The sequence below is a fragment of the Streptomyces sp. T028 genome (genome assembly GCF_048159505.1).
Taxonomy (GTDB): domain Bacteria; phylum Actinomycetota; class Actinomycetes; order Streptomycetales; family Streptomycetaceae; genus Streptomyces.
In genome coordinates, this window is record NZ_JBLRVZ010000011.1 from 46,598 (window position 1) to 71,281 (window position 24,684).

The 24,684-nt window shown below is 71.2% G+C and carries 23 protein-coding genes; 3 read left to right on the forward strand and 20 right to left on the reverse strand.

Going from position 1 to position 24,684, the window contains the following annotated elements; all coding sequences use genetic code 11:
- Positions 1-207 precede the first annotated feature (207 nt).
- The 11 genes from ACLZN2_RS11535 to ACLZN2_RS11585 form a co-directional block, all read right to left on the reverse strand.
- Entirely contained in the window at positions 208-1,542 is a 1,335-nt protein-coding gene (locus ACLZN2_RS11535; RefSeq protein ID WP_416978295.1) for a sulfate adenylyltransferase subunit 1, read from the reverse strand.
- Between the two features lie 2 nt (positions 1,543-1,544).
- Positions 1,545-2,480, reverse strand: a complete 936-nt coding sequence (cysD, locus tag ACLZN2_RS11540; RefSeq protein ID WP_416978296.1) for a sulfate adenylyltransferase subunit CysD — start codon at positions 2,478-2,480, stop codon at positions 1,545-1,547.
- Positions 2,477-3,013, reverse strand: a complete 537-nt coding sequence (gene cysC, locus ACLZN2_RS11545; RefSeq protein ID WP_416978443.1) for an adenylyl-sulfate kinase — start codon at positions 3,011-3,013, stop codon at positions 2,477-2,479. Before cysC ends, cysD begins: the two co-directional genes overlap by 4 nt.
- 29 nt (positions 3,014-3,042) lie before the next feature.
- Positions 3,043-3,753, reverse strand: a complete 711-nt coding sequence (locus tag ACLZN2_RS11550) for a phosphoadenylyl-sulfate reductase (protein WP_416978297.1) — start codon at positions 3,751-3,753, stop codon at positions 3,043-3,045.
- Positions 3,750-3,938 (reverse strand): hypothetical protein, encoded by a 189-nt coding sequence (locus ACLZN2_RS11555; RefSeq protein ID WP_416978298.1) that lies wholly within the window; start codon positions 3,936-3,938, stop codon positions 3,750-3,752. Before ACLZN2_RS11555 ends, ACLZN2_RS11550 begins: the two co-directional genes overlap by 4 nt.
- Positions 3,935-5,632 (reverse strand): nitrite/sulfite reductase, encoded by a 1,698-nt coding sequence (locus ACLZN2_RS11560; protein WP_416978299.1) that lies wholly within the window; start codon positions 5,630-5,632, stop codon positions 3,935-3,937. The genes ACLZN2_RS11555 and ACLZN2_RS11560 overlap by 4 nt, the downstream gene beginning before the upstream one ends.
- Before the next feature lie 148 nt (positions 5,633-5,780).
- Complete coding sequence (locus ACLZN2_RS11565; RefSeq protein ID WP_309500612.1) at positions 5,781-5,864, reverse strand: putative leader peptide; 84 nt, start codon at positions 5,862-5,864, stop codon at positions 5,781-5,783.
- A gap of 93 nt (positions 5,865-5,957) precedes the next feature.
- Complete coding sequence (locus ACLZN2_RS11570; protein WP_416978300.1) at positions 5,958-6,587, reverse strand: GNAT family N-acetyltransferase; 630 nt, start codon at positions 6,585-6,587, stop codon at positions 5,958-5,960.
- A 109-nt stretch (positions 6,588-6,696) separates the two neighbouring features.
- The gene (locus tag ACLZN2_RS11575; protein WP_416978301.1) at positions 6,697-8,025 is read right to left on the reverse strand and encodes a hypothetical protein; all 1,329 of its coding nucleotides are present in this window, start codon (positions 8,023-8,025) and stop codon (positions 6,697-6,699) included.
- 182 nt (positions 8,026-8,207) lie between these two features.
- Positions 8,208-9,500, reverse strand: a complete 1,293-nt coding sequence (locus ACLZN2_RS11580) for a GAF domain-containing protein (RefSeq protein WP_416978302.1) — start codon at positions 9,498-9,500, stop codon at positions 8,208-8,210.
- Positions 9,501-9,799: 299 nt separating this feature from the next.
- The gene (locus ACLZN2_RS11585) at positions 9,800-11,434 is read right to left on the reverse strand and encodes an acyl-CoA dehydrogenase family protein (protein ID WP_416978303.1); all 1,635 of its coding nucleotides are present in this window, start codon (positions 11,432-11,434) and stop codon (positions 9,800-9,802) included.
- A 123-nt stretch (positions 11,435-11,557) separates the two neighbouring features.
- Here ACLZN2_RS11585 and ACLZN2_RS11590 point away from each other — a divergent pair, with 123 nt between their 5' ends.
- Together ACLZN2_RS11590 and ACLZN2_RS11595 are read left to right on the forward strand one after the other, a co-directional pair.
- The gene (locus ACLZN2_RS11590) at positions 11,558-12,739 is read left to right on the forward strand and encodes a YihY/virulence factor BrkB family protein (protein ID WP_416978304.1); all 1,182 of its coding nucleotides are present in this window, start codon (positions 11,558-11,560) and stop codon (positions 12,737-12,739) included.
- Between the two features lie 187 nt (positions 12,740-12,926).
- Positions 12,927-13,604 (forward strand): helix-turn-helix domain-containing protein, encoded by a 678-nt coding sequence (locus ACLZN2_RS11595; RefSeq protein ID WP_416978305.1) that lies wholly within the window; start codon positions 12,927-12,929, stop codon positions 13,602-13,604.
- Here ACLZN2_RS11595 and ACLZN2_RS11600 read toward each other — a convergent pair.
- Both ACLZN2_RS11600 and ACLZN2_RS11605 read right to left on the reverse strand, forming a co-directional pair.
- A complete protein-coding gene (locus tag ACLZN2_RS11600; protein ID WP_416978306.1) occupies positions 13,590-13,988 on the reverse strand; it encodes a VOC family protein in 399 nt (132 codons plus the stop codon). The genes ACLZN2_RS11595 and ACLZN2_RS11600 overlap by 15 nt on opposite strands.
- A gap of 125 nt (positions 13,989-14,113) precedes the next feature.
- Positions 14,114-14,746 (reverse strand): VOC family protein, encoded by a 633-nt coding sequence (locus ACLZN2_RS11605; protein ID WP_416978307.1) that lies wholly within the window; start codon positions 14,744-14,746, stop codon positions 14,114-14,116.
- A 97-nt stretch (positions 14,747-14,843) separates the two neighbouring features.
- On the opposite strand from ACLZN2_RS11605, the gene ACLZN2_RS11610 reads away from it, so the two are divergent.
- Positions 14,844-15,503: a ThuA domain-containing protein gene (locus tag ACLZN2_RS11610; RefSeq protein WP_416978308.1), complete on the forward strand. Its 660-nt coding sequence runs from the start codon at positions 14,844-14,846 to the stop codon at positions 15,501-15,503.
- A 286-nt stretch (positions 15,504-15,789) separates the two neighbouring features.
- Here ACLZN2_RS11610 and ACLZN2_RS11615 read toward each other — a convergent pair whose 3' ends face one another.
- The 7 genes from ACLZN2_RS11615 to ACLZN2_RS11645 all read right to left on the reverse strand — a co-directional run bounded on the left by ACLZN2_RS11615 (position 15,790) and on the right by ACLZN2_RS11645 (position 24,463).
- Positions 15,790-16,833: a LacI family DNA-binding transcriptional regulator gene (locus tag ACLZN2_RS11615; RefSeq protein ID WP_416978309.1), complete on the reverse strand. Its 1,044-nt coding sequence runs from the start codon at positions 16,831-16,833 to the stop codon at positions 15,790-15,792.
- A 205-nt stretch (positions 16,834-17,038) separates the two neighbouring features.
- Entirely contained in the window at positions 17,039-18,682 is a 1,644-nt protein-coding gene (locus ACLZN2_RS11620) for a family 43 glycosylhydrolase (RefSeq protein ID WP_416978444.1), read from the reverse strand.
- Between the two features lie 56 nt (positions 18,683-18,738).
- The gene (locus ACLZN2_RS11625; RefSeq protein WP_416978310.1) at positions 18,739-19,644 is read right to left on the reverse strand and encodes a carbohydrate ABC transporter permease; all 906 of its coding nucleotides are present in this window, start codon (positions 19,642-19,644) and stop codon (positions 18,739-18,741) included.
- On the reverse strand, positions 19,644-20,528 hold the full coding sequence (locus ACLZN2_RS11630) for a carbohydrate ABC transporter permease (RefSeq protein ID WP_416978311.1): 885 nt from the start codon (positions 20,526-20,528) through the stop codon (positions 19,644-19,646). The genes ACLZN2_RS11625 and ACLZN2_RS11630 overlap by 1 nt, the downstream gene beginning before the upstream one ends.
- 11 nt (positions 20,529-20,539) lie before the next feature.
- Entirely contained in the window at positions 20,540-21,877 is a 1,338-nt protein-coding gene (locus ACLZN2_RS11635; protein WP_416978312.1) for an ABC transporter substrate-binding protein, read from the reverse strand.
- 306 nt (positions 21,878-22,183) lie between these two features.
- Positions 22,184-23,272, reverse strand: a complete 1,089-nt coding sequence (locus ACLZN2_RS11640; protein ID WP_416978313.1) for a LacI family DNA-binding transcriptional regulator — start codon at positions 23,270-23,272, stop codon at positions 22,184-22,186.
- A 177-nt stretch (positions 23,273-23,449) separates the two neighbouring features.
- Positions 23,450-24,463: a hydroxyacid dehydrogenase gene (locus ACLZN2_RS11645; protein ID WP_416978314.1), complete on the reverse strand. Its 1,014-nt coding sequence runs from the start codon at positions 24,461-24,463 to the stop codon at positions 23,450-23,452.
- Positions 24,464-24,684: the final 221 nt, after the last annotated feature.

Here is a 24,684-nt window from a genome sequence, read left to right on the forward strand (position 1 = left end):
TAATCGGCAAAGGGTCTTCGTCGCTTCCGGGACGTCGAGTGGGGGGACGGGGCGCGCAGGCGGTGCGCGTACGTCAGAACCCACATCGCGCTACTCCGCCCTGCCCTCCCCCAAACTCCGTTCGGGGGGACCCCCAGCCGAGGGCGCCGCTGCCGACACGGCCGCCCTCCTTCGCGAACATCCCGTAGAACCCGTCGGAGTTCACGGTCAGAAGTCCCAACCGTCGTCGTCGGACTCGTCCTTGACGGGCTCGGGAGAGGCGAACGACTCGCCGACCATCCCGGCGGTCAGCGTTGTGCCGTCGGCCGGATCGATCAGGATGAACGATCCCGTACGGCGCGAATCCGCGTAGGAGTCCACCGGCAGCGGCTCCGCGGTGCGGATCTTCACCCGGCCGATGTCGTTGGCGACGAGCTGTCCCGGGTGCGGGTGCAGGGACAGGTCGTCGAGCGTGAGCCGGGACGGGATGTCCTTCACGATCGCCTTGACCGTGCGGGTGCCGTGCTTGATCAGCACCCGGTGACCGACGGCCAGCGGCTGGTCGGCGACATGGCAGACGGTCGCCTCCACGTCCTGGGTGGTGGCGGGCGCGTCCTTGCTGGGCACGATCAGGTCGCCGCGCGAGACGTCGATGTCGTCCGCGAGCAGCACGGTCACCGACTGCGTCGTCCACGCCACGTCCACCGGCGCGCCCAGCAGGTCGATCCCGGAGATCGTCGAGGTGCGGCCGGACGGCAGGACCGTGACGGGGTCGCCCACACGGAAGGTGCCGGCCGCGATCTGGCCCGCGTAGCCCCGGTAGTCGGGGTGCTCGGCGGTCTGCGGCCGGATCACGTACTGCACGGGCAGCCGGGCGTGGCAGTGCGCCAGGTCGTGGCTGACGGGCACGGTCTCCAGGTGCTCCAGGACCGTCGGGCCGCCGTACCAGTCCATGTTCGCGGACGGTTCCACGACGTTGTCGCCGACGAGCGCCGAGATCGGGATCGCGGTGACCTCCGGGACGCCCAGCTCGGTCGCGTACGCCGTGAACTCCTCGGCGATCGCGGCGAACACGGACTCCTGGTAGTCGATCAGGTCCATCTTGTTGACGGCGAGGACGACGTGCGGGACGCGCAGCAGGGCCGCGATCGCCGCGTGGCGGCGGGTCTGCTCGACCACGCCGTTGCGGGCGTCGACCAGGATCACCGTCAGCTCGGCCGTGGAGGCACCCGTCACCATGTTGCGGGTGTACTGCACATGGCCCGGGGTGTCGGCGAGGATGAACCGCCGCTTCGCCGTGGCGAAGTAGCGGTACGCCACGTCGATGGTGATGCCCTGCTCGCGCTCGGCCCGCAGACCGTCGGTGAGCAGCGCGAGGTCGGGGCCCTCCTGGCCGCGGCTCGCCGAGGCGCGCTCCACGGCCTCCAGCTGGTCGGTGAGGACCGACTTGGAGTCGTGCAGCAGCCGTCCCACGAGGGTGGACTTGCCGTCGTCGACGGAACCGGCGGTGGCGAACCGCAGAAGCGTGGTGGCCGAGAGCTCCTCGGCGGTGATCGTGCTCATGATTAGAAGTACCCCTCGCGCTTGCGGTCTTCCATCGCGGCCTCGGAGAGCTTGTCGTCGGCACGCGTGGCGCCGCGCTCGGTGAGCCGGGAGGCGGCGATCTCGGTGATGACCTGCTCCAGGGTCACCGCGTCGGAGTCGACGGCACCGGTGCAGGACATGTCACCGACGGTCCGGTAGCGCACGAGGCGTTTCTCGACGGTCTCGCCGTCCTTCGGGCCGCCCCACTCACCGGCGGTCAGCCACATCCCGGACCGCTGGAACACCTCCCGCTCGTGCGCGAAGTAGATCTCGGGCAGTTCGATGTCCTCGCGGGCGATGTACTGCCAGACGTCGAGCTCGGTCCAGTTGGACAGCGGGAACACACGGACGTGTTCGCCGGGTGCGTGGCGGCCGTTGTACAGGTTCCACAGCTCGGGCCGCTGGCGGCGCGGGTCCCACTGGGAGAACTCGTCGCGCAGCGAGAACACCCGCTCCTTCGCGCGGGCCTTCTCCTCGTCGCGGCGCCCGCCGCCGAAGACGGCGTCGAACCTCTCCGACTGGATCTTCTCGGTGAGCGGGAGGGTCTGCAGCGGGTTGCGGGTGCCGTCGGGCCGCTCGCGCAGTACACCACGGTCGATGTAGTCCTGCACGGACGCCACATGCAGCCGCAGCCCGTGCTCGGCGACGACCCGGTCGCGGTAGTCGATGACCTCGGGGAAGTTGTGCCCGGTGTCGACGTGCAGCAGCGAGAAGGGGACCGCGGCCGGGGCGAACGCCTTCAGCGCGAGGTGCAGCATGACGATGGAGTCCTTGCCGCCGGAGAACAGCACCACCGGGTTCTCGAACTCGCCCGCCACCTCGCGGAAGATGTGCACCGCCTCGGACTCCAGCGAGTCCAGGTGGCTGAGGGCGTACGGACTGGCCGTGCCCTCCTCGGTCGTGGCGACGGTCGTCACACCAAACCCCTCTCGCTGAGCAGCGCGTACACCGACGCCGCGGACTCCTGCACGGTCTGGTTCTGGGAATCGATCCGCAGATCGGGCGACTCGGGCATCTCGTACGGGTCGTCGACGCCGGTCAGCCCGGTCAGCTCGCCCGCCGCCTGCTTGGCGTACAGGCCCTTCACATCACGTACGGAGCACACCTCGACCGGGGTCGCCACATGCACCTCCAGGTACGCCGACCCGCCCTCCTGGTGGCGCCCCCGCACCGCCTCCCGGCTGTCCGCGTACGGCGCGATCACCGGCACGAGCGCCTTCACGCCGTTGCGGGCGAGCAGTTCGGCGAGGAAACCGATGCGCTGCACGTTGGTGTGCCGGTCCTCGCGGCTGAAACCGAGGCCCGCCGAGATGAACTCGCGGATCTCGTCGCCGTCGAGCACCTCGACACGGTGGCCCTCCGCGCGCAGCCGGCCGGCCAGCTCGTACGCGATGGTGGTCTTGCCGGCGCTCGGCAGACCCGTGAGCCAGACGGTGGCTCCGGTCGTCACGTGGTTCTCCAATGTCTGTGTCATGGGGGTCAGCCGTGCAGTCCGCACTCGGTCTTGGCGCGTCCCGCCCAGCGGCCGGCGCGTGTGTCCTCGCCCTCGAGGACCCGGCGGGTGCAGGGGGCGCAGCCGACGGAGGTGTAGCCGTCCATCAGGAGGGGGTTGGACAGTACGCCGTGCTCCGTGATGTACGCATCGACGTCGTCCTGTGTCCAGCGGGCGATCGGCGAAATCTTTACCTTGCGCCGCTTCTCGTCCCAGCCGACGACCGGGGTGTTCGCCCGGGTCTCGGATTCGTCGCGCCGCAGGCCGGTGGCCCAGGCCTGGTATCCCGCGAGCCCCTCCTCCAGCGGCTGCACCTTGCGCAGCCTGCAGCACAGGTCGGGGTCGCGGTCGTGCAACTTCGGCCCGTATTCGGCGTCCTGCTCGGCGACCGTTTGGCGCGGTGTGATCGTGATGACGTTGACGTCCATCACGGCCTCGACCGCGTCGCGGGTGCCGATGGTCTCCGGGAAGTGGTAGCCGGTGTCGAGGAACACGACGTCCACGCCCTTGCGGACCCGGGACGCCAGATGGGCGACCACCGCGTCCTCCATGGAGGAGGTCACGCAGAAGCCCTTGCCGAAGGTGTCCACCGCCCACTGGAGGATCTCCAGGGCGGAGGCGTCCTCCAGGTCGCGGCCCGCCTGCTCGGCGAGCGCCTTCAACTCCTCGGTCGTACGGCCTTCCTGAACCGTCGTCATATCCGGTCCCCTCCCGTGTCGGTGCGCTGAACGCCCCGGGCCAGCAGCCCGAGGAACTTCAGCTGGAATGCGCGGTTGCACGCCGCGCATTCCCAGGCGCCGTGACGGCCTTCCGAGGCTTCGCTCGGTCGAAGGTCCTCGTCGCCGCAGTAGGGGCAGTAGAAGGGGGCGGCCCGCTCGCTCATGACAGGGACTCCTCGCCGGCCCGCGCGGCCCAGGCGGCGAACCGCTCGCCGTCCTCGCGCTCGTCCTGGAACCGCGTCAGCACACGCTCCACGTAGTCCGGCAGTTCCTCGGAGGTGACCTTCAGACCGCGGACCTTGCGGCCGAAACCGGCCTCCAGACCGAGCGCGCCGCCCAGGTGCACCTGGTAGCCCTCGACCTGCTCGCCGTTGTCGTCGAGGACCAGCTGTCCCTTGAGACCGATGTCCGCCACCTGGATACGGGCGCAGGCGTTCGGGCAGCCGTTGATGTTGATGGTGATCGGCTCGTCGAACTCCGGCAGCCGGCGCTCCAGCTCGTCGATCAGGGAGGAGCCGCGCTGCTTGGTCTCGACGATGGCGAGCTTGCAGTACTCGATACCGGTGCAGGCCATGGTGCCGCGCCGGAACGGGGACGGCTTCGCGGTCAGGTCCAGCGCCTCGAGGGCCTCGACCAGCGAGTCGACCTGGTCCTCCACCACATCGAGGATGATCATCTTCTGTTCGACGGTGGTGCGCACCCGGCCCGAGCCATGGGCCTCGGCGAGGTCGGCGATCTTCGCCAGGGTGGTGCCGTCCACCCGGCCGACGCGCGGGGCGAACCCGACGTAGAAGTTGCCGTCCTGCTGCCGGTGCACCCCGACGTGGTCGCGCCAGCGCGAGACGGGCTCGGCGGGCGCGGGGCCGTCGACCAGCTCGCGCTTGAGGTACTCGTCCTGCAGCACCTGGCGGAACTTCTCCGCGCCCCAGTCGGCGACCAGGAACTTCAGGCGGGCGCGGGTGCGCAGCCGCCGGTAGCCGTAGTCCCGGAAGATGCCGATGACACCGGCCCAGACGTCGGGGACCTCGGCCAGCGGCACCCAGGCGCCGAGCCGCACACCGATCTTAGGGTTGGTGGACAGGCCGCCGCCGACCCACAGGTCGAAGCCGGGGCCGTGCTCGGGGTGCTCCACACCGACGAACGCGATGTCGTTGATCTCGTGCACCACGTCAAGGAGCGGCGAGCCGGAGATCGCGGACTTGAACTTGCGCGGCAGGTTGGAGAACTCCTTGCTGCCGATGTACCGCCGCTGGATCTCGTCGATCGCCCAGGTGCCGTCGATGATCTCGTCCTCGGCGATCCCGGCGACCGGCGAGCCGATCACGACACGCGGGCAGTCACCACAGGCCTCGGTGGTGGACAGCCCGACGGCCTCCAGGCGGTTCCAGATCTCGGGGACGTCCTCGATGCGGATCCAGTGCAGCTGGATGTTCTGCCGGTCGGTGATGTCCGCGCTGCCCCGGGCGAACTCCTGCGAGATCTCACCGATCACCCGCAGCTGCTGGGTGGTGAGGCGCCCGCCGTCGATGCGCACCCGCAGCATGAAGTACTTGTCGTCCAGCTCCTCCGGCTCCAGGACCGCGGTCTTGCCGCCGTCGATACCGGGCTTGCGCTGGGTGTACAGCCCCCACCAGCGCATACGGCCGCGCAGGTCGTTGGGGTCGATCGAGTCGAAGCCGCGCTTGGAGTAGATCGTCTCAATGCGTGTCCGCACATTGAGACCGTCGTCGTCCTTCTTGAACTGTTCGTTGCCGTTGAGCGGGGTGTGGTGCCCCATGGCCCACTGCCCCTCACCGCGGTGACGGCTCACCTTGCGGCGGGGCGCGGAGGCGGCAGGGTTCTGTGGGGTGGCGGCCATCGTGAATACGTCCTTCGGGACAGGCGGAAACCGGCTCTGACCTGCGCGTACGGGCGCATGGGGGGATATGTGCGCGTCGTTGCGCCGGGGGAAAGCAGAGGGAAGCGGAGGGAAGACTGGAGCAGGAGATGTCAGCGGTGCTGTGCTGTCAGCCCGCCGGACAGATGGCGCTGGACATGCGGCCGAGGTCGACGTGCCGCCGACTCACCAAGGCAATTCCAGTTCCAGACATGGCGGAAGCGTGTCACGGCGATCTGGACACAGTCCAGCTTTATCCGCCATGTGGACACCCTTGTCCCGAAATGTGAGACAGGGGTGTCGTCGATCACATGGCGCGCACGGCCCCTTGTCCCCGCAGGTCAGAACCGGTATGCGCGGCCGGTCGGACGGCGTGCGCACCAGGCCAGGGGCCCGGCGCGGACACCTCGGGCTGCTCCTCCACCCTGGTGTCGAACAGCTTGAAACCCCGTCGCTGGTAGTTCGCCATGGCGTGCTCGCCGTCCAGGCTGCAGGTGTGCAGCCACACCCGCTTGGTCTCGGGCAGGCCCGGCCAGCGGTCCCCGAGGTCCCAGGCGCGGGCGGCGCCGTACGACAGCAGATGTCCGCCGATCCGCCGTCCGCGGAAGGCCGGGATCAGCCCGAAGTACACGATCTCCACGACCCCGTCGTCCTGCGGCTCCAGCTCCACGTACCCGGCCGGCGTGCCGTGGTCGTAGGCGACCCAGGTCTCGACCCCCGGACGCGCCAGCTGCTCGGCCCAGCGCGGGTACGGCCAGCTCAGCCGGTCGATCCAGCGGATGTCGCCGCCGACGGACGCGTACAGGAAGCGGCTGAACTCGGGCGAGGGCACCTCGGCGCGGACGATCCGGACGTCACCGTCCGGCGCGGCGGCCGGGAGGAGGTCGGCCGGGGTGGTCTGCTCCAGGGACCAGGTGGTCACGGGGATGTTGGTCATACGGTCAGGGAATCATCGCGGTCGAGGATCTGTCGATCGCGGTCCACGGGCCGACCGCCGACCCGGATCGGTCCGCCCCGGCCGCGCCCGGGCCGGCCCTTCCCGCTTCCTACTGCGCCGGCATGCTCGCCGGGTGCTCCGACGCCGTGCTCGCGATCGCGGACAGGGGTGTGGCGAACAGCACGCGGCCGGACTGGGTCCAGACCTCGCCGGTCTCCGCCCAGTAGGAGAGGGACTCCGTACGCGTGCTCCAGCAGGCGTGCGATCCGGCGGTGCCGCACTCCGCGGCCCGCGCCCCGTCCTTCTTGGCGGTGGTCTGCCGCCACAGCATCCCGTGGCGGTCCCCGCCCCCGGCCGCGCGGCTCACGTACCAGGCGTCGGCATACGCCAGCACACCGCGCACGCCGGTGAGCTTCGTCTCGTACGCCTCCGACACCCGCACCCGCCCGTCGGCGTCGGCGGCGAGCAGGCCCCCGTGGCCGGCGACCGTACTGAACGGGTAGCGCCACAGCCGGGCGGAACGGTCGCCGCCGTCGAGGGTCCACTCGCCGGCGACCAGCGTGTCCGGCGCGGTGCTGCGGTCGAGGGAGATCGTGGTGGGCCGCGGGGCGTCCGCGCCGTCGAGCAGGTAGGAGCCGACGGCCGGCAGGACGAACCGGTAGCCGTGCGCCGACCAGCCGCCGTCCGTGCGGCCGACCACCTCACCGGCCACGTCGGTCCGCTGGACGCGGTTCATGTCGTACACGTACAGCGCGGCCGAGTCCCCGTCGTCGGCGGTGACGAACAGCCTGTTCTGGTACCAGACCATCCCGGAGACATGGGAGACCAGCCCTCGGTAGTCCCGGCCGCCGTCCACCGGCACGGCCAGCAGCACCCAGGTGTAGGAGAGGTGGCCGAGGTCGTTGGCGTCGACGAACGCGACCCGGGCCAGACCCTGGTCGGTCGACGCGCCGCCGGTGTCCGACCAGGCGGAGAGCACGACCCGGTTGCTGCCCCAGACGCCGTCGTCGTCCGCGTCGCCCGAAGTGGTGACCGCGCCCGGCTCCCAGCCCTCGGTGTCACCGGCGTTCCAGCAGTACGCGCGCGTGGCCGCGGGGGAGACGGGCAGGTCCGCGCGCTCGGCCGTGGAGCAGTCGTCCGCGTCGCGCAGCACGCCGTCGGCGTCGGCGAGTACGGCGCCCACCCCGACCGGGCCGCCCATCGCACCGGCCAGCCGGTCCAGGTCGGCCTGCGGGACCAGCTGCTGCGTCAGGCCCGGCTGCCCGGTCCCCGCGGACGCGGCGAGCGGCTTGAGGGCCCCGGGACCGTCGTCGGTGACCGTGGCCTGGGAGGCGCTGATCATGGTGGCGGCTGCGGTGAGCGCGAGGGCGGTCCCGGTCAGGAACGCCCGTACCGCCCTGCCCCGCCTGCGCCGGCGATGTCGGCCGCGATGTCTCATTCGTCCTCCCGAGGCGGGCCAACTGCGCCTGATGATCCGTACGTTGACCGAGGAGCAGGTGGGGTGACCCGTAGAGGGATGCTACGGCAGTCGGTGCCCGTCCCGGACGAAGACCTCGCAAATACGCGGAAGATGCCACCGAGTGCAGCATTCTCGCTACAGTGTGCAATCGCGGCGTGCCGTCACGGCGTGCGGGTCCGGTCCCGCAGCACCGCGGGTGCCGTCGAGTGCGGCAACAGGCCCGCCGGGTCGGCCGGGAGACGCACCTCGACCTCCGCCTCCTCGCAGAAACGATACGGCCGGTGCTCCAGGAAACCCCCCAGATACCGCCGTACCCGCGACATCTCGGCCCGCACCGTCACCGTGCGCGCCGGATCGCCGAACATGTCCTCGGCCAGCCCCGACGCACTGCGCCCACCCCGGTGCACCGCCAGCAGATACAGCAACTCGGCATGCCGCGGACTGAGTTCGTGCGACCAGGTGCCCGCCCCGCCCGACACCGTCACCGACCAGCGCCGCGACCGGCTCAGATCCAGCACGATCCGGGTGGCGTCCCCCGGCCCCCGCCCGCCCGCCTCGTCCACCGCCCGCACCAGCCAGCCCCCCGCCAGCGGCTCCAGCGCGCACAGCCCCAGCGCCGGCAGCCACCGCCGCCCCGCCGAGGGCGACTTCGGCAGCGCGATCCGGTTGACGTACGGCATCCCGCTCACCGCCGCCGTCCAGCCGTCCCCGTCCACCACCGCCGCCCGGCCGCCCAACCGGGCCAGCACCGGCGCCGCCACCGCCCGCAGCCGCTCCAGCGACCCCACGTGCAACTCCCGCAGCCGCGCCTCGGCGAGCTTGGCCACCGACTCCACCCAGGCCAGCGTCGCCGGATGCATCGTCTCCAGCGGCCCGCTGACATCGACCACACCCAGCAGCCGGCCGTTGCGCGGATCGCAGATCGGGGCACCCGCACACGTCCAGCTGCCGTGCGACCGCACGAAATGCTCACCGGCGAACACCTGCACAGGCCGCCGCACCACCGCCGGCGTCCCCACCCCGTTGGTGCCGACCACCCCCTCCCCCCAGTCCGCGCCCGGCTCCAGCCCCAGCCCGTCCGCCTTGCGCAGCACGGGAGAAGAACCCTCCCGCCACAGCACGCGGCCCTCCTCGTCGGCGACGACCATGATGTGCTGCGCCACGTCCGCCACCGACAACAGCCCCTCGCGCAGCTCCCGAAGCACCTCCCTGAGCGGCGACTCCTCCCGCAGCCGCCGCACTTCGTCCGCGCCCAGCGTCCCCGGCGGGAAACCGCGCTCCGGATCCACCCCGCCGCGCAGCATCCGCTCCCATGACTGCTCGATCACCGGACGCGGCGCGAGCCGCGCCCGCCGGCCCGCCAGACGCGCGTCCCGCACCTCGTTGAGCACCCGCGCCGCCCGCGCGGCGTCCACGGCCGCGAGCCGATCCACGTACAACGGCGAGTTGGCCACAGGAGCCTCCCGGGGGACACGGAGAGAACGACCGATCATCTGCTGTCGGCACGGCTGTCTCCAACCGACTGTTTCCAGTCGTGCCGAAGGCCCCATCTTGCCGCCCACCACGCCCGGAGGGGTGCACTCCGGTCACAACCGCCGACAAGTTGCAACCCCTTGCAACCCTGGTGAACATCCACACCGTGTCCGAAACTTGAGCCACGCCGTCCCGAGCGGCGATTCTGGCCTCGCAGGGCCAAAGCCGCGGGGGTGGTGCCGTGTCGGCGCAGCACCACCCCCGCACCTGTCCTCCCAGCTCACACCCCCGGAGCGGCCCGATCCACCAGGGCCGCCAGCGGGAGGCTGTGCGGCAGCGTCCCGAACGCCGCACCCCCGTCCCCGCCGAGCCGCGACGCACAGAACGCGTCCGCCACCTCCGGCGGCGCGAACCGCACGAGCAGCGCCCCCTGGAGCACCAGAGCGAACCGCTCCGCCAGCCGCCGCGCCCGTGCCTCCACCCCGTGCAGATCGGCCAACTCCGTCAGCAGCCCCTTGATCGCCGCGTCCAGCCGGTGGTCCGCCCCGCGCGCCCGCCCCACCTCCCGCAGATACGCGTCCAGCGCCCCCGGCTCCCGCTGCAACGCCCGCAGCACATCGAGCGCCTGCACATTGCCCGCGCCCTCCCACACCGAGTTCAGCGGCGACTCCCGCACCAGCCGCGGCATCCCCGACTCCTCCACGTACCCGTTTCCGCCCAGACACTCCGCCGCCTCCACCACCAGCGGCGCACACCGCTTGGTCACCCAGTACTTCGCCGCCGGCACCGCGATCCGCAGGAACGCCCGCTCCTGCTCACCCCCGTCGTCGTACGCCGCCGCCAGCCGCAGCCCCAGCGCCGTCGCCGCCTCCGACTCCACCGCCAGATCCGCCAGCACATTGCGCATCAACGGCTTGTCGCGAAGCCTCCCCCCGAACGCCTCGCGGTAGGTGCAGTGATGGACCGCCTGCGCCACCGCCTGCCGCATCAGCCCCGCCGACCCCAGCACACAGTCCACCCGGGTCGCCGCCACCATGTCGATGATCGTGCGCACCCCCCGCCCCTCGTCCCCGACCCGGCGCGCCCACGTCCCCTCGAACTCCACCTCCGCCGACGCGTTCGACCGGTTGCCCAGCTTGTCCTTCAGCCGCTGCAGCCGGAACACATTGCGGCCGCCGTCCTCCAGCACCCGCGGCACCAGGAAACACGTCAGACCCCCGGGAGCCTGCGCCAGCACCAGGAAGGCGTCCGACATCGGCGCCGAACAGAACCACTTGTGCCCGGTCAGCGCATACGTCCCCGCCTCCGCGAGCGCGGCCGCCCGCGTCGTGTTCGCCCGTACGTCGCTGCCGCCCTGCTTCTCCGTCATCGCCATCCCGAACAGCGCCCCCGCCTTCGACCGCGCGGGCCGCAGACCGCGGTCGTAGACCATGGACGTCAGCCGCGGCTCCCACTCGGCCGCCAGCTCCGCGTCCACCCGCAGCGCCGGCACCGCCGCGTGCGTCATCGACAGCGGACAGCAGTTGCCCGCCTCGACCTGCGTCCACACCACGAACGCCGCCGCCCGCCGCACATGCCCGCCCGGCCGGGCCCACGCCGCCGTCAACCCCGCGCCCACCCCCTTGCCGAGCAGCCGGTGCCACGCCGGATGGAAGTCGACCTCGTCGACCCGGTGCCCGAACCGGTCGTGCGTCCGCAGCCTCGGCGGATGCTCGTTGGCCTGCACCGCCCACTCCCGCAACTGCTCCGACCCGGCGGCCCGCCCCAGCGCGGACAACTCGTCGCGCGCCTCCTCCACCAGCGCGGGATCCAGCTGCCGCTCCACGGCGGACACCAGGGCCCGGTCGGCGCCGTAGACGTCGTACCCGCTCAGTTCGGGGGGCTGATTGGTCACGGTGTGCGTGCTGCCTGCCATACCGCGAACCTACCCCCGGGTACGCCCCGCACGGCGACCCGAGGTCCGCGCGCCGCTCCCCGACCAGGCGATGTGACCTTGCCGAAGGTGAGTGCGGACCCGAACGGCGGATACCTTTAGGGCGTGCAGCCAGCAAGTCAGTCACCCGAGCAACCCGGAGGCCCCACGGGACGCCTCCACCGGGCGCGTGCCCTCTACCGGAACGTCTCCAAGCGCCGGACCGCCTGGCTGCTGTTGAAGGACACCGTCAACTCCTGCATCGAGTACCGCATCCTCGGCCTCGCCGCCGAGGCCGCGTTCTTCACCCTGCTGTCCGTGCCGCCCCTGCTGCTCAGCCTCATCGGCCTGCTCGGCTACGTCGACGACTGGACCGGCACCGACTCCATCAGCAGCCTGGAGAGCAACCTCCTCGAAGCGTCCCGCACGGTCCTGTCCGACAAGGGCGTCGCACAGATCGCCCAGCCCATCCTCGACGACGTCATGAAGGGCGGCCGCCCCGACGTCATCTCCATCGGCTTCCTGTTCGCCCTGTGGTCCGGCTCCCGCGCCGTCAACGTCTTCATCGACACCATCACCGTCATGTACGGCCTCGACGGCGTCCGCGGCATCGTCAAGACCCGGCTGGTGGCGTTCCTGCTGTTCCTCGCCGCCCTCCTGATCGGCTCCGTCGCCCTGCCCCTCATGGTCGCCGGACCCGACGCGGTCGTACGGATCGTGCCCTGGTCGACCACCGTCGTCCAGGTCCTGTACTGGCCCGTGGTGATCGTCCTGTCCGTGGCCTTCCTGACCACCCTCTACCACGTGTCGGTGCCCGTGCGCTCCCCGTGGATCGAGGACGTCCCCGGCGCGCTCGTCGCCCTCGGCATGTGGGTCCTCGGCAGCTTCCTGCTGCGCATCTACCTCACGAACACCATCGAGGGCGCCACCATCTACGGCTCCCTCGCCGCCGCCGTCGCCGTCCTGCTGTGGATCGGCGTGTCCGCGTTCGCCGTGCTGGTCGGCGCCGCCGTCAACGCCGCCATCGACAGCGTCTGGCCCGCCGCCGCCACCGCCGCCGCCCGCGCCGCCAACGAACGCCACCGGGAGGAGGAGGCCGCCGAGTACGTCATCCGTATGGCCGCCGCCCGCACCCACGACGAGGACCCCGACGACCCCGACATGCCCTCCGAGTTCCCCGAACGCTGGTCCCGCTTCCTGCCCCCCGACGACGTCACCGCCCGCCTGCGCACCCACGCCAAGGCCTCCCCGAAGCCGAACGGCACCACGGGCCCGAACGGGGAGGAGCCGGGGGCGGGTGGGAAGTGAGGGGAAGTGGTGATCGAGTCTCAGCGACACGCCGCCGACACGCCGCACACACGGCGTGTCACTGAGACTGAGCGCACACTTTGTCCCGCCGCGCCGGAGTGACCGGGGATGCCTGCTCGGCGCGGGCCGTGTGGCGGTGCGCGATGGGGTGTACGGCGGGCCGGGGGCGCGGCGTAGCCTGGCCCACGTGTATCAGGAACGGCCCTCCCGGCTGGCCGGCTCGGTGGTCTGGACGAACGCACCCGTGCCGGGGTCCGATGCGCGCCCCGTGCTGCCCGACGGCTGCATGGACCTGCTGTGGAACGACGGCCGGCTGCTCGTCGCCGGGCCCGACACCCACGCCCACGTCCCCGACGGACCGCCCACCACCTGGGCCGGCGTCCGCTTCTACCCCGGCACCGCGCCCGCCCTGCTCGGCGTACCGGCCCACGCGCTGCGCGACCGTCGCGTGGAACTGGCCGATCTGTGGCCGGCGGCCCGCGTACGGCGCCTGACCGGCCGTGTCGCCGCCGCCCCCGACCCGGCCACGGCACTGGAGGAGCTGGCCCTGGAGCGGGCCGCCCCGCCCGACCCCGAACTGCGCCGGCTGGTCACCGCGCTCGCCGAGGGCCGGTCCGTCTCCGCGACGGCCGACGAACTCGGCCTCGGCGCACGCCGCCTGCACCGCCGCTCCCTCGCCGCCTTCGGCTACGGCCCGAAGACCCTGGCCCGGATCCTGCGCCTGCGGCGCGCCCTCGACCTCGCCCGGGCCGGAGTCCCGTACGCCGACACGGCGGCCCGCGCCGGATACGCCGACCAGGCCCATCTCGCCCGTGACGTACGCGAGTTCACCGGTACGACCCTGAGCGGCCTACTGCTGCGGTAGCGGCGCGAACAGGTCGACGCCGTTGCCGTCCGGGTCGTGCACGACGGCGTACCGCTGCCCCCAGAAGGCGTCCCACGGCTTCAGCTCGCCGTGGTGACCGGCGCCCACCAGCTCCTCGTACACCGCGTCCACCTCGGCCGGCCCGTCGCAGCGCAGCGCGAGCGAGGCCCGTCCGCCCCCGGACGGCGCACGCCAGCCCGGATGGAAGGAACGCACGGTCTCCTCGGTGTCCAACATCAGCCGCAGCCCGCCCGGCAGCTCCGCCTCGGTGTGCGGCTCCCCCTCGGCGCCGTCCGGGAACGCGAACCCCAGGCGGCGGTAGAAGGCGACGGAGGCGGCCATGTCGGAGACGACCAGCCCGATGGCGTCGAATCGTGTACTCATGCGGCCACCGTAGGCGCGCCGGCGACGGCCGGTCTTGAAGGAAACGGACACCCCGGCCCCCTCGGATCCTCCGTCCCGGATCCTCCGTCCCAGATCCTCCGTCCCAGATCCTCAGCCCCTGATCCTCAGGCGAACGTCACCGGCCCGTTAGGGGTGTCCACCGTGAAGGAGAACGCCGCCGGACCCTCGGTGAGGTGGAGATCCGTGCCGAGGACGGTCAGCAGCGGGCGGAGTTCGTCGGGGTCGGGAGCCGTGGCGGTCAGCTCCCGCAGCGGGGTCACCGGCAGCGCGGACGCGGACGGGTGGGGCGCGGCACCCCAGTCGATGAGGAACGGCACCAGCCCGGACGGATGCGGGGAACCGCCGTCGGTCAGCCGCCACCGCAGCAGCGAGCCGTCGGGCCGCCGCCGGCTCATCTCCCGTACGTCACCCGGGTCGTAGCCCCGGGCACGGGCCGCCGCGACCGTCGCGTCCAGGTCAGCGGGGCTGATCGCCCAGGTGAGGATCCGCGCCGTGTCGAGACCGCCCACGCCGAACGGGCCAGGACCCGCCGGTGCGGGCCGGTCCGGATCGGGGCCGAGGATCTCCAGATAGGCGCCACCGCCCAGGCCCACCAGATGGTTGCGGGTGCCGTGCCCGGGATGCACCCCGCCCGGCGCGGGTGCCACTCCCGTGCGCCGGGTGAACTCCGCGACTGTCGCCGCCAGTTCGGGGGTCGCGAGGACAATGTGGTCGAGACGTGCGGGAATGGTGTTCATCCCGCCCGAGCCTACGCGCCCCGCCTCAAGGGGCACTGAAACTTTCGCTCGGCGATCTCCTTGGGACACGGCCGCCCATGGTCATAGGCTCGGTGGCATGACCGCCCGCCTGCTCGTGTACACCCGCACCACCGCCTACCGCCACGACTCCATCCCGGACGCCGTCACCGCCGTACAGGCCCTCGACGGCTTCACCGTCGACCACAGCGAGGACCCGGCGGCCCTGGAGGCCCCGCTCGACGGATACGCGGCCGTGGTCTTCCTCTCCACCAGCGGCGAGGTCCTCACCCCCGCCGGGCGCGAGCGCCTCGCCGGATACGTCGGCTCGGGCGGCGGCTTCGTCGGCGTGCACGCCGCGGCCTGCACCGAGTACGACTGGCCGTACTACGGCGAACTCCTCGGCGCCCGCTTCGACCGCCACCCCGACTACCAGCCCGGCAAGGCGGTGATCGAGGACCACGGCCACCCCGCCACCCGGCATCTGCCCACCGTCTGGGACTTCACCGACGAGTGGTACGACTTCCGCGCCAGCCCCCGCGGACGGGTCCGCGTCCTCGCCGGTGCCGACGAGTCGTCGTACGAAGGCGGCGGCATGGGCGCCGACCACCCCCTCGTGTGGTGCCGCGAGGAAGGCGCGGGCCGTGTCTTCTACACCGCCCTCGGACACGCCTCCGAGGCCTACCGCGACCCGGACTTCCTGGCCCATCTGCGGGGCGGGATCGCCTGGGCGGCCCGGGTGGGCCGCGACGCCCAGTGACGTTTCCGCGGTGAACCGGTAGAGCCATCGGGGTGAGTGACGCCCGCGCGCAAGCCGGTCAGGAGGAGCCGGACGTTGACTTGAGGCACCAAGCTGCGGGAGGGGATCGACTACGGACTGCCCGACATCCCGCACCGCGCCGAGACCCTCGCCGCCGCCCACCGCGGTGGAGCAGGGACCCGACGCCGACTGAACGGCCCCGCACGGCCCGCGCTTCTGCGAGTCGGCAGGGCTGCGGAACTCGCCGAAGCCGTGATGGTGATGTCGTGACCGATGTGCCGTGCGCTCAGTGTCTCGGCGGAGCCGTGCTCGCCCGCTCCACCAGGCGCGTCGACAGCTCCGTCCGGGTCCCCTCCGGATGCTCGCCGTCCATCATCCGCACCAGCAGCCGCAGCGCCGTCGCCGCCATCTCGGCCAGCGGCTGCCGGACGGTGGTCAGCGCGGGGCTCGCCCAGCGGGACTCCGGCAGATCGTCGAACCCCACCACGCTGATGTCGTAAGGGACCCTCAACCCCCGTTCCAGCACCGCCCGGTAGACCCCCAGGGCCATCGCGTCGGAGCACACGAAGACAGCCGTCGGCGGCTCGGGGAGATCGAGGAGCTCCCGCATCCGGCGATGGGCGGTGGACTCGTCGAAACCACCGTTGCGCACGTAATCCGCCCGATACGGCAGCCCCGCCGCCGCCAGCGCCGAACGGTACCCCGCCACCCGCGCGCCGCTGCACATCTTCCGGCGCGGCCCGGCGACCACGGCGATCCGCTCATGGCCGAGCGCCAGCAGATGCTCGGTCGCCGTCACCCCGCCCCGCCAGTTCGTCGCACCCACCGACACCACTCCCGGCGGCGGCTCCACCGCCGGATCGATCATCACGAACGGTGTCCGGTGCTGCTCCAGCCACGCGTACTGAGAGTCCGTCAACTCGGCCAGATTGAACAGCACTCCGGCCGAACCCCGCACGGTCAGCTTGTCCAGCCACCCCCGCTGCGGGCGGCCGGCCCGGGTCCGCGACAGCGCGGCCGAGACCACCACGTCCAGCCCCGCGTCGTGCGCCGCCTCCTCCACCCCGTGCAGCACCGCCCCCGACCAGGAACTCTCGAGCGAGTGCACCACCAGATCGACCAGCCGGGGCGGTTTCGACGCGTCGAACCGCGGTCTGCGCACATAGCCGAGCCGGTCCAGCGCCTCCGTGACCCGCCGTCTGGTCTCGGGCGCGACATCCTCCCGCCCGTTGACCACCTTGGACGCGGTGGGCACGGACACCCCCGCCTCCCGGGCCACGACCGCCAGCGTCGGACCGGCCGTCGCGCCCGCACTCGCCGTGCGCACCATGGGGAACCACCTCTCCGGCCCGCCCGAGGGCCAGCGAAAGCTCGACCAGCGCCCTTTCGGAGCCGATCCGAACAGGCGGCTCGCAGAAAGCGCTTGCTATCCTAGGGGCGGGGCGGCGAGAGGTGAAGACGCCGGGGGTGGCCGGGACTTTGGGGGGCTGAAGTTCCGAAAACCGGGCAGGCACATCCGCCGAGCCCCACCCGCCTCAGTCGCCCGCCGCGCAGGTCAGCCGAAAGTCCCGGAAGTCCGCCGTGAACGCCGCGTCGACCAGGTCCCGTACGTGGATGCCGGCCAGCGTGCCCGTGAACCGGAGCCGGCCGCCGTGGTCGTCGGACAGCCGGGAGCAGTCCAGAGCCGGGCCGACCGGAGTGCGCGCCCCCTCACGCACGTACCAGAAACACGCCTCCGCGCCCTCGACGGTCACCCCCAGCGTGACCGGCGCACTCGCGTCGACCTCCACGACCGCGGCCTGCCGCGCCCCCGTCTCGTCCCGCTCCACCAGGCGCAGCACGGTCCTGCCCCCGCCCCGCCACTGCTGGCCGCGCTGCGGCTCACCCGGGGACTCCGCCCAGGTCAGGTCGAGCGAGAGGTACGCCTCCGCGTCGTAGCGCAGGATCAGACCTGCGGCCTGCGTGAAGGTGAACGGCCGTGCCTCGACCGTGACTTGGGCAGTGGCTCGGTGTTCCGTGAGGCGTTGGGCGAGCAGACTCTGCGCCCAGCGGGACTCCGGTCCCTGGCGGCCGCGGAGCCGGATCCAGCCCGGCCGGGAGACGGTGTCCGCCCATGAGGCGGTCGGTGGTTCACGCAGGGTGCTCCAGGGCCAGCCCAACGGGGCCTCGGGAGAGGCGGGTTGAGGACCCCGGTCGGTTTCCCCCGGCGCGGCTGCTCCCTGCGCGGCCTCTCCCGCGGCTCGCGGTACGGCGACCTCGACTGCCGGATGCCAACCCCCCTGCCGCAGCCGGGGTCTTCCCTCCGCGTCCCAGATCACCGACTGGATCGCGGTCTCCCTGCCCAGAGTGCAGCGGGGGCCGTCCGGGGTGTGCAGCGGGCGGGCCGCGAGGTGGCCCAGGAACCAATGGCCGTCCGGCGTCCGCACCAACTCGCCGTGCCCCGCCTTCTGCAACGGCAGCCTCGGATCGTCGCGGGAGGTCAGCATCGGGCGGTCGTCGAGTTCGTACGGCCCGGTGAGCCGGCGGCTGCGGGCCGTACGGACACCGTGCTCGAAACCGGTGCCGCCCTCGGCCAGCAGCAGGTGGTACCAGCCGTCGTGGCGCAGCAGCTTCGGCCCCTCGATCAGCCGCTCGTGCTGAAGCAGCAGGTGCGTGCCGCCGAGCGGGGCGAGGGTGTCGCGGTCCAGTTCGGTGAGGACGATACCGGCGAAACGCTGTCCGCCGGGGCGGTGGTCGTTCTGCAGGTTGAGCAGCCAGAGCTGGCCGTCCTCGTGGAAGAGGGCGGGGTCGAAACCATGGCTCGGGACACGGCGCGGCAGTGCCCACGGGCCGCTCACCCCGGGCGCCGTGGTGACGTACGTGTCCTGGTCGAAGTAGGGCGTGCCGACCGACCGTACGACGGAGTAGACCACCCAGAAGCGTTCGCCGTCCCAGCTCAGCGACGGCGCCCAGATGCCGCCCGAGTCGGGGACGCCGGCCAGCGTCCCGCCCGGCGCCGCGCCGTCGACATGGCCGGCGTACTCCCAGGTCGCCAGGTCACGGGACCGGTGGATCGGGATCGTCGGGAACCACTCGAAGGAGCTGTTCGCCACGTAGTACCAGTCACCGGCCCGGATCAGGGAGGGGTCGGGGGCGAAGCCACGGATGACGGGATTCCGGGCGACGGCCGTCGACTGTATGCCGTCGACGGCGGCTCGTGTGCGGTCGATGGAAGCGTGTCCACTGTCCACAGCACTCACTTCAACGCCCCCAGAGTCACCCCGGTCCGCCAATACCGCCGCATCGCCACCATCACGATCGCCATCGGCACGATCGACAACAACGCCCCCGTCAGCACCAGCCCCGTCAGGTCGACGCCCGACTCCATGCGTTTGCCGCTCCAGTTGTACAGGCCCAGGTTGAGGGTCCAGTTCTCCTCGCCACGCAGGACGGTCAGGGGGAGGAAGAAGGCGTTCCACGTGTTGACGAAGGCCAGCAGGAACACCGTGGCGCCGCCCGTGGTCATCATCCGTACCACGATGCTGAAGAAGATGCGCAGCTCGCCGGCGCCGTCGATACGGGCCGCCTCCAGGAGCTCGTAGGGGATCGTCGCCTCGGTGTAGACCTTGGCGAGGTAGACACTGAACGGGTTGATCAGGCAGGGGACCAGCATCGCCCAGGGGGTGTCGACCATGCCGATCGCCGAGAACAGCAGGTAGAGCGGCAGGGTGAGCAGGGCGAGCGGGATCAGGAACGAGCCCACCACACACGCGAAGACCAGGCCCCGGCCCGGGAAGTCGAAGCGGGCGAGGCCGTAGCCGGTGGCGAGGGCGATGATCGTGCCGCCGAGGGAGCCGACACCGGCGTACAGCAGGGAGTTGGCGGTCCAGCGCAGGAAGATGCCGTCCTCGTACGTGAACAGCTGATGCAGGTTGTCCCACAGGTGCCAGCCGGAGAACCACAGGCCGTTGCTCTGGTAGAGCCCGATGCGGTCCTTCGTCGCGGCGATGATCAGCCAGTACACGGGAAACAGGCTGTAGACACTGGCCAGCACCAGGCCGATCAGGACGAACCGCTGACCGCCCCTGCCGCGGGCGGCCGGGTCGGGACGGCTGAGCCTGCGCACGGCACGTGTTCTCGGGCGGTCCTCGGTGAGCGTCATCAGTCGGCCTCCTTCGAAGTGAGCCGGTAGAAGAGGAAGGAGGCGACGCCCAGGATCAGGGCCAGCAGGACGGACAGGGCGGCGGCGTAGTGGTAGTTGCTCGCGTTGAACGCCTGGTTGTAGATGATCATGATGGGGGTGAAGCTGTCGTTCACCGTCTGCGGGGTCACGTTCCGGAACAGGGCGGGCTCGTTGAAGATCTGCAGCATCTGGATGACGGACAGCAGACCGGTCAGGACCAGCGCCCCGCGCACGTACGGCACCTTGATACTGCGGGCGATGCGGATCTCGCTCGCGCCGTCCAGCCGGGCGGCCTCGAACAGCTCACGCGGCACCGCCTGCAGCGCCGAGTAGATGATCACCATGTTGTAGCCGATGCCGTGCCAGGTGAGCAGGTTGCCGATGGACGGCCACACCATGGACGGGGCGAAGAAGTTCCAGTCGAACCCGAGGGCCCTGCCCAGCGTGGTCAGCGGGCCGACCTCGGGGCTGTACAGGTTGATCCACACGATCGCGGCGACCACGCCCGGGATCATGTACGGAACCAGCAGCATGATCCGGAAGCGGCTCGCCGCACGGGAAGCGAGCGTGTCGAGGAGCAGCGCCAGTCCCAGGCTGATCAGCAGCATCAGCGGGATCTGCACACAGGCGAACAGCACCACGCGCAGGATCGACCCGAGGAACGCCGTATCGGTCAGCCCCTGCCGGTAGTTCGCGAGACCGGCGAACTCGTCCGTGGAGCCGCCGAGGCCGAGCCCGGACTGCTGGGTCCGGTACAGCGACTGGTGGACGGCGTATCCGATCGGGACCAGATACAGGAACACGAAGCCGAGCTGGAAGGGCACCGTGAACGCGGCACCCTTCCAGCGCAGTGAGCGAATCATCGGCCGGCGCCTCAGCCCTTGACGCTGATGCCGCGGGACTTCAGATCGGCGACCGTCCACTCCTGCATGTGCGCGAGGAGGTCGGTGACCTTCTGCTGCTTGGCGACCACCTTGCCCCACTGCGCCTGCAACTCGGTGAACATCGCGGTCCAGTCGGGGCCGAAGGTCCAGTCGGTGGTGACGGTGCCCAGGCTGTCCGTGACGGTCTTCTTGGCGGGCTCGTAGTTGTCGCCGAGCAGCTTCTCGGAGATCGCCTTGTCCACGTAGCCCGCGCTGTCGGTCAGGCTCGGCATGACACCGCTGCCGGTCTCCGGGTTCGCCATGCTGTCCACCGCGCCCTTGTCGGTCGACAGCCACAGCGCGGCCTCGGCGGCCTGCTTCTTGTACTTGCACTGCGAGGTGACCAGGTTGATGTTGGCACTCTGGTTGGTGCCCGCCGGCGTCCTGGCCGCCTCACCCTTGTACGTCGGCCAAGGCGACAGCGCCCACTGCCCGAAGGACTTGGTGAAGCTGTTCACCATGCCGCCCATCTGCCAGGTGGAGATCTGCCGGGTGACGGTGCCGCCGTTGTCGTAGTTCTGCTGCAGGGCGGCGTAATCGGCGAACGACAGCTTGGAGTTGAGGTCGTTGTCGATGACCTGCTGGATCACTTCGGCGGCCTTCAGGCTGCCCGCGTCCTGGAAGTCCACCTTCCAGGAGTCGCCGTCGATGGAGTACCAGTGCGCGCCGGCCTGCATGGCGAGCACCTCCAGGGTGCTGGGGTCCTCACCGGCGTAGTTCGTGACGTGGATGCCGTGCTTCTTCAGCACCTTGCCCGCGGCGATGAAGTCGTCCCAGGTCGCCGGCGGCTCCAGCCCGTACTTCTTGAAGACGTCGGTGCGGTAGATGGTGAACGCCGGCGCCGCGCTGGTGGGTACGCCGTAGACCTTGCCCTGCACCTGGGCACCCGCCCACGCGCCGGGGAGGAACTTGTCCTTGCTGGAGCCGACGTACTCGCTGATGTCGGCCAGCGCGCCCTGCGAGACCCAGCTCGTCACGTACTCGGCGGTGTTCTGCAGCAGACAGGGCGCGTTCTTCGCCTTGACGGCGTTCGCGAGCTGCTTCTGCATGGTCAGCTGGTCGGTGACCTTCGTGTACTTCAACTGCACGTCCTTGTGGGACGCGTTGAACATCTTGACGATCGTCTCCTGGCCGTTCGCCCAGCCCCAGAAGGGGAGGGTGACGGGGCCGGACGACTTCGAGGACGAGTCGTCGTCCCCAGACCCGCCGCAGGCGGTGAGCAGACCTGTGAGCGCGAGTCCGGCAACGGCGGCGCGGGTGAACCTTCTCCGGGGGTTGGTGGAGTTCATCTGACCGTGATCCTTCGGGAAGTAGGCGTCTCGGCGGAAGCGAGAACGGCGGCTCGGTACTGGCCGGGAACGGTGGCCGGACACGTCGGCTACGACATCGGCTGGCGCTCGTGGGGGTCGGCCGAAGCGGAAGGTGTAGAAACCGGTTGCTGAGGACGGTAGGCCGAGCGGTCCACGCTTATCAAGAGGTGTGCGGCAAAAAGTTGCAGAAGAGCGAGGTCCGCGGAGCATTGACGCTGGTCGGAGCGACGGAAACCGTTTACGTAACTAGATCATCACGAGGCCTCCGCGCAGGGGCGCATCGGGTCAGCCACGCCGTTTCGGCGGCCGCACCGAGTCCCTTACGACGACATGGGTGCCCAGCACGAGATGCTCGCCGTCGCCGCCCTTGCGGGCACCCGCGCCCGTCTCACGCCGGTCGGCGACCGCACGCAGCGCGACGCGGCCCATCTCCTCGTACGGGACGTGCACGGTGGTCAGCTGGGGGGTGAGCTGGGAGGCCAGCGGGATGTCGTCGTAGCCGACGATCGACACGTCGTCGGGCACCCGCAGACCCGCGGCGCGCAGCGCCTGCATGGCTCCGGCCGCGACGATGTCCGTCCCGGCGAGCACGGCGGTGAAGTCCGGGGTCTCGTGCAGGGCCGTCTCGACGGCCGCGTACCCGTGCTCGTCGTCGTACGGACCGTGCCGGACCAGGCCCGGGTCGAACGGCACCCCGTACGCCTCGAAGGCCCGCCGGGCACCCTTCAGCCTGCTCTGCGCCGTGCTGAGGCCGGCCGGTCCGGGCAGGATCAGGATGCGCCGGTGACCCGCGGACAGCAGATGGCTGGCCATGGCGTAGGCGCCGGACTCGTTGTCGTAGTCGACCGTCGTGGCCGGTACGTCGCCCTCCAGCGGGGGCCTGCCGACCAGGACCAGGTGCGAGCCCGCCGCGTCCAGGGAGCGCGCGAAGCGGGCCATGCGCAGCTGGTACTCCTCGTAGTCGTAGGCGCCGCCGAGCAGGACCACCGCGGCGACGCCCTGCTGCCGCATCATGTTGACCAGCGTCAGCTCGCGCTCCGGGTCGTCGCCGGTGGTGCCGACCAGGGAGAGCCATCCGCGCAGCGTGGCGGCGCCCTCGACGCCCTTGGCCACATGGGCGAAGGCGGCGCCGGTGATGTTGTTGAGGAGGATCGCCACCGTCGGGGTGCCGCCGCCGGCCAGGGAGCGGGCGTGGGCGTTGGTGACGTAGTCCAGGTCCCGGACGACCTTCATCACCCGGCGGCGCAGCTCTTCCGAGACCGGGTAGTTGCCGGACAGCACGCGCGACACGCTCGCCACCGACACGCCCGCGCGCTCCGCCACGTCGCGGATGGTCGCTCGTCCGGCGTCGCCGGCCGTCCTGCGCTGACTCACCGTCGTGGCTCCTTCCCCGTCATGACGCGATGACCGGGCGGAACGTGGGGCGGTACCGCGCCGGTGGCGAAACGGTATCCCATCGTTCTGGCAGGTGGAGCGGCCTGTGGACAACGCTCGCCGGGGCCGTCCGGGCCCTGTGGAAAACCGGGTCGGACGACGGCACGGGGGCGGGCATCACGCCACCCGGGCCAGGTCCGCGTGCCGTACCTGGTGGGCCGGCGGCAGGCCCGCGGCCAGACGCTCCAGTTCCTCGACGACGATGCTGCCGAGCCGCTCCAGTTCGTTGCCGAGAGAGCCCGCGATGTGCGGGGTGAGGAAGACGTTGGGGAGCCGGTAGAGCGGGGAGTCGGCGGGCAGCGGTTCCGGATCGGTGACGTCCAGGACCGCGTGCAGCCGGCCGGAGACGAGTTCGTCGGTGAGGGCGGCGTGGTCGACCAGGGCGCCCCGGGAGGTGTTGATCAGCACCCCGCCGTCCCGGACCAGGGCGAGCCGGGCGCGGTCGAGCATGTGGCGGGTCTCGGGGATGTCCGGCGCGTGCAGGCTGACGATGTCGCTGTGGCGCAGCAGGTCCTCCAGGGAGAACAGCTGCGCGCCGAGCTCGGCGGCTTCGGCCGCGTCGACGTACGGGTCGTGCAGGAGGACCTCGAAGTCGTACGGGCGCAGGAGCTCCAGGAGACGGCGGCCCACCCGGGAGGCGCCGATGACGCCGATGCGCCGGCCGAGGTTGCCGATGGGCGCGGTCTCGGCGGGGGTGGGGTAGGAGTGGGTGCGCCGGAAGCTCTCGCGGTGGGTGAAGGCGTCCTTCCCCGCGAGCAGGATCATGGCGAGGGTGTACTCGGCGACCGGTACGGCGTTGCCGGTGACCGCGCTGGAAACGGTTACCCCGTGGCTCCACAGGGCCTCGCCGACGAGGGAGCGGACCGAGCCGGCCGCGTGCAGCACCGTGCGCAGCCCGGGCGCCGCGGCGAGGGCGCCCGCGTCGAGGTGGGGGCACCCCCAGCCGGTGATCAGGACCTCGGCGCGGGCCAGCGCGGACGCGGCGGCCGGGTCGGCGAAGTCCTGTACGACGAGCGCGGGGTCGATGTCGGCTGTCCGCCGCAGCCGGTCCAGGAGCGGCGCGGGGAACAGCAGGGGGAGGTGCACCGGATCCATGGCGAACACGGCCCTGGGCAGCTGGGCGCTTGGCATGACTCTCCTGAGTGCCTGGGAAACATTTTCTGAAAGCGTCTTCTACGGTAGATCTGGCCTGCGGCCGGGGTCAATCGGTGTGAGGAACGGCTGGGGCTGAGATCCTTTCCAGCGGATTTGGCGGCAAAGGGCCACGTCGGGGCGGTAGTTGAGGGCCTGAGCGCCTGGTGCGGGGCGGCGCGGACGAGCCGCAGGCAGGCTCGAAACATGTTTCCGGCCTC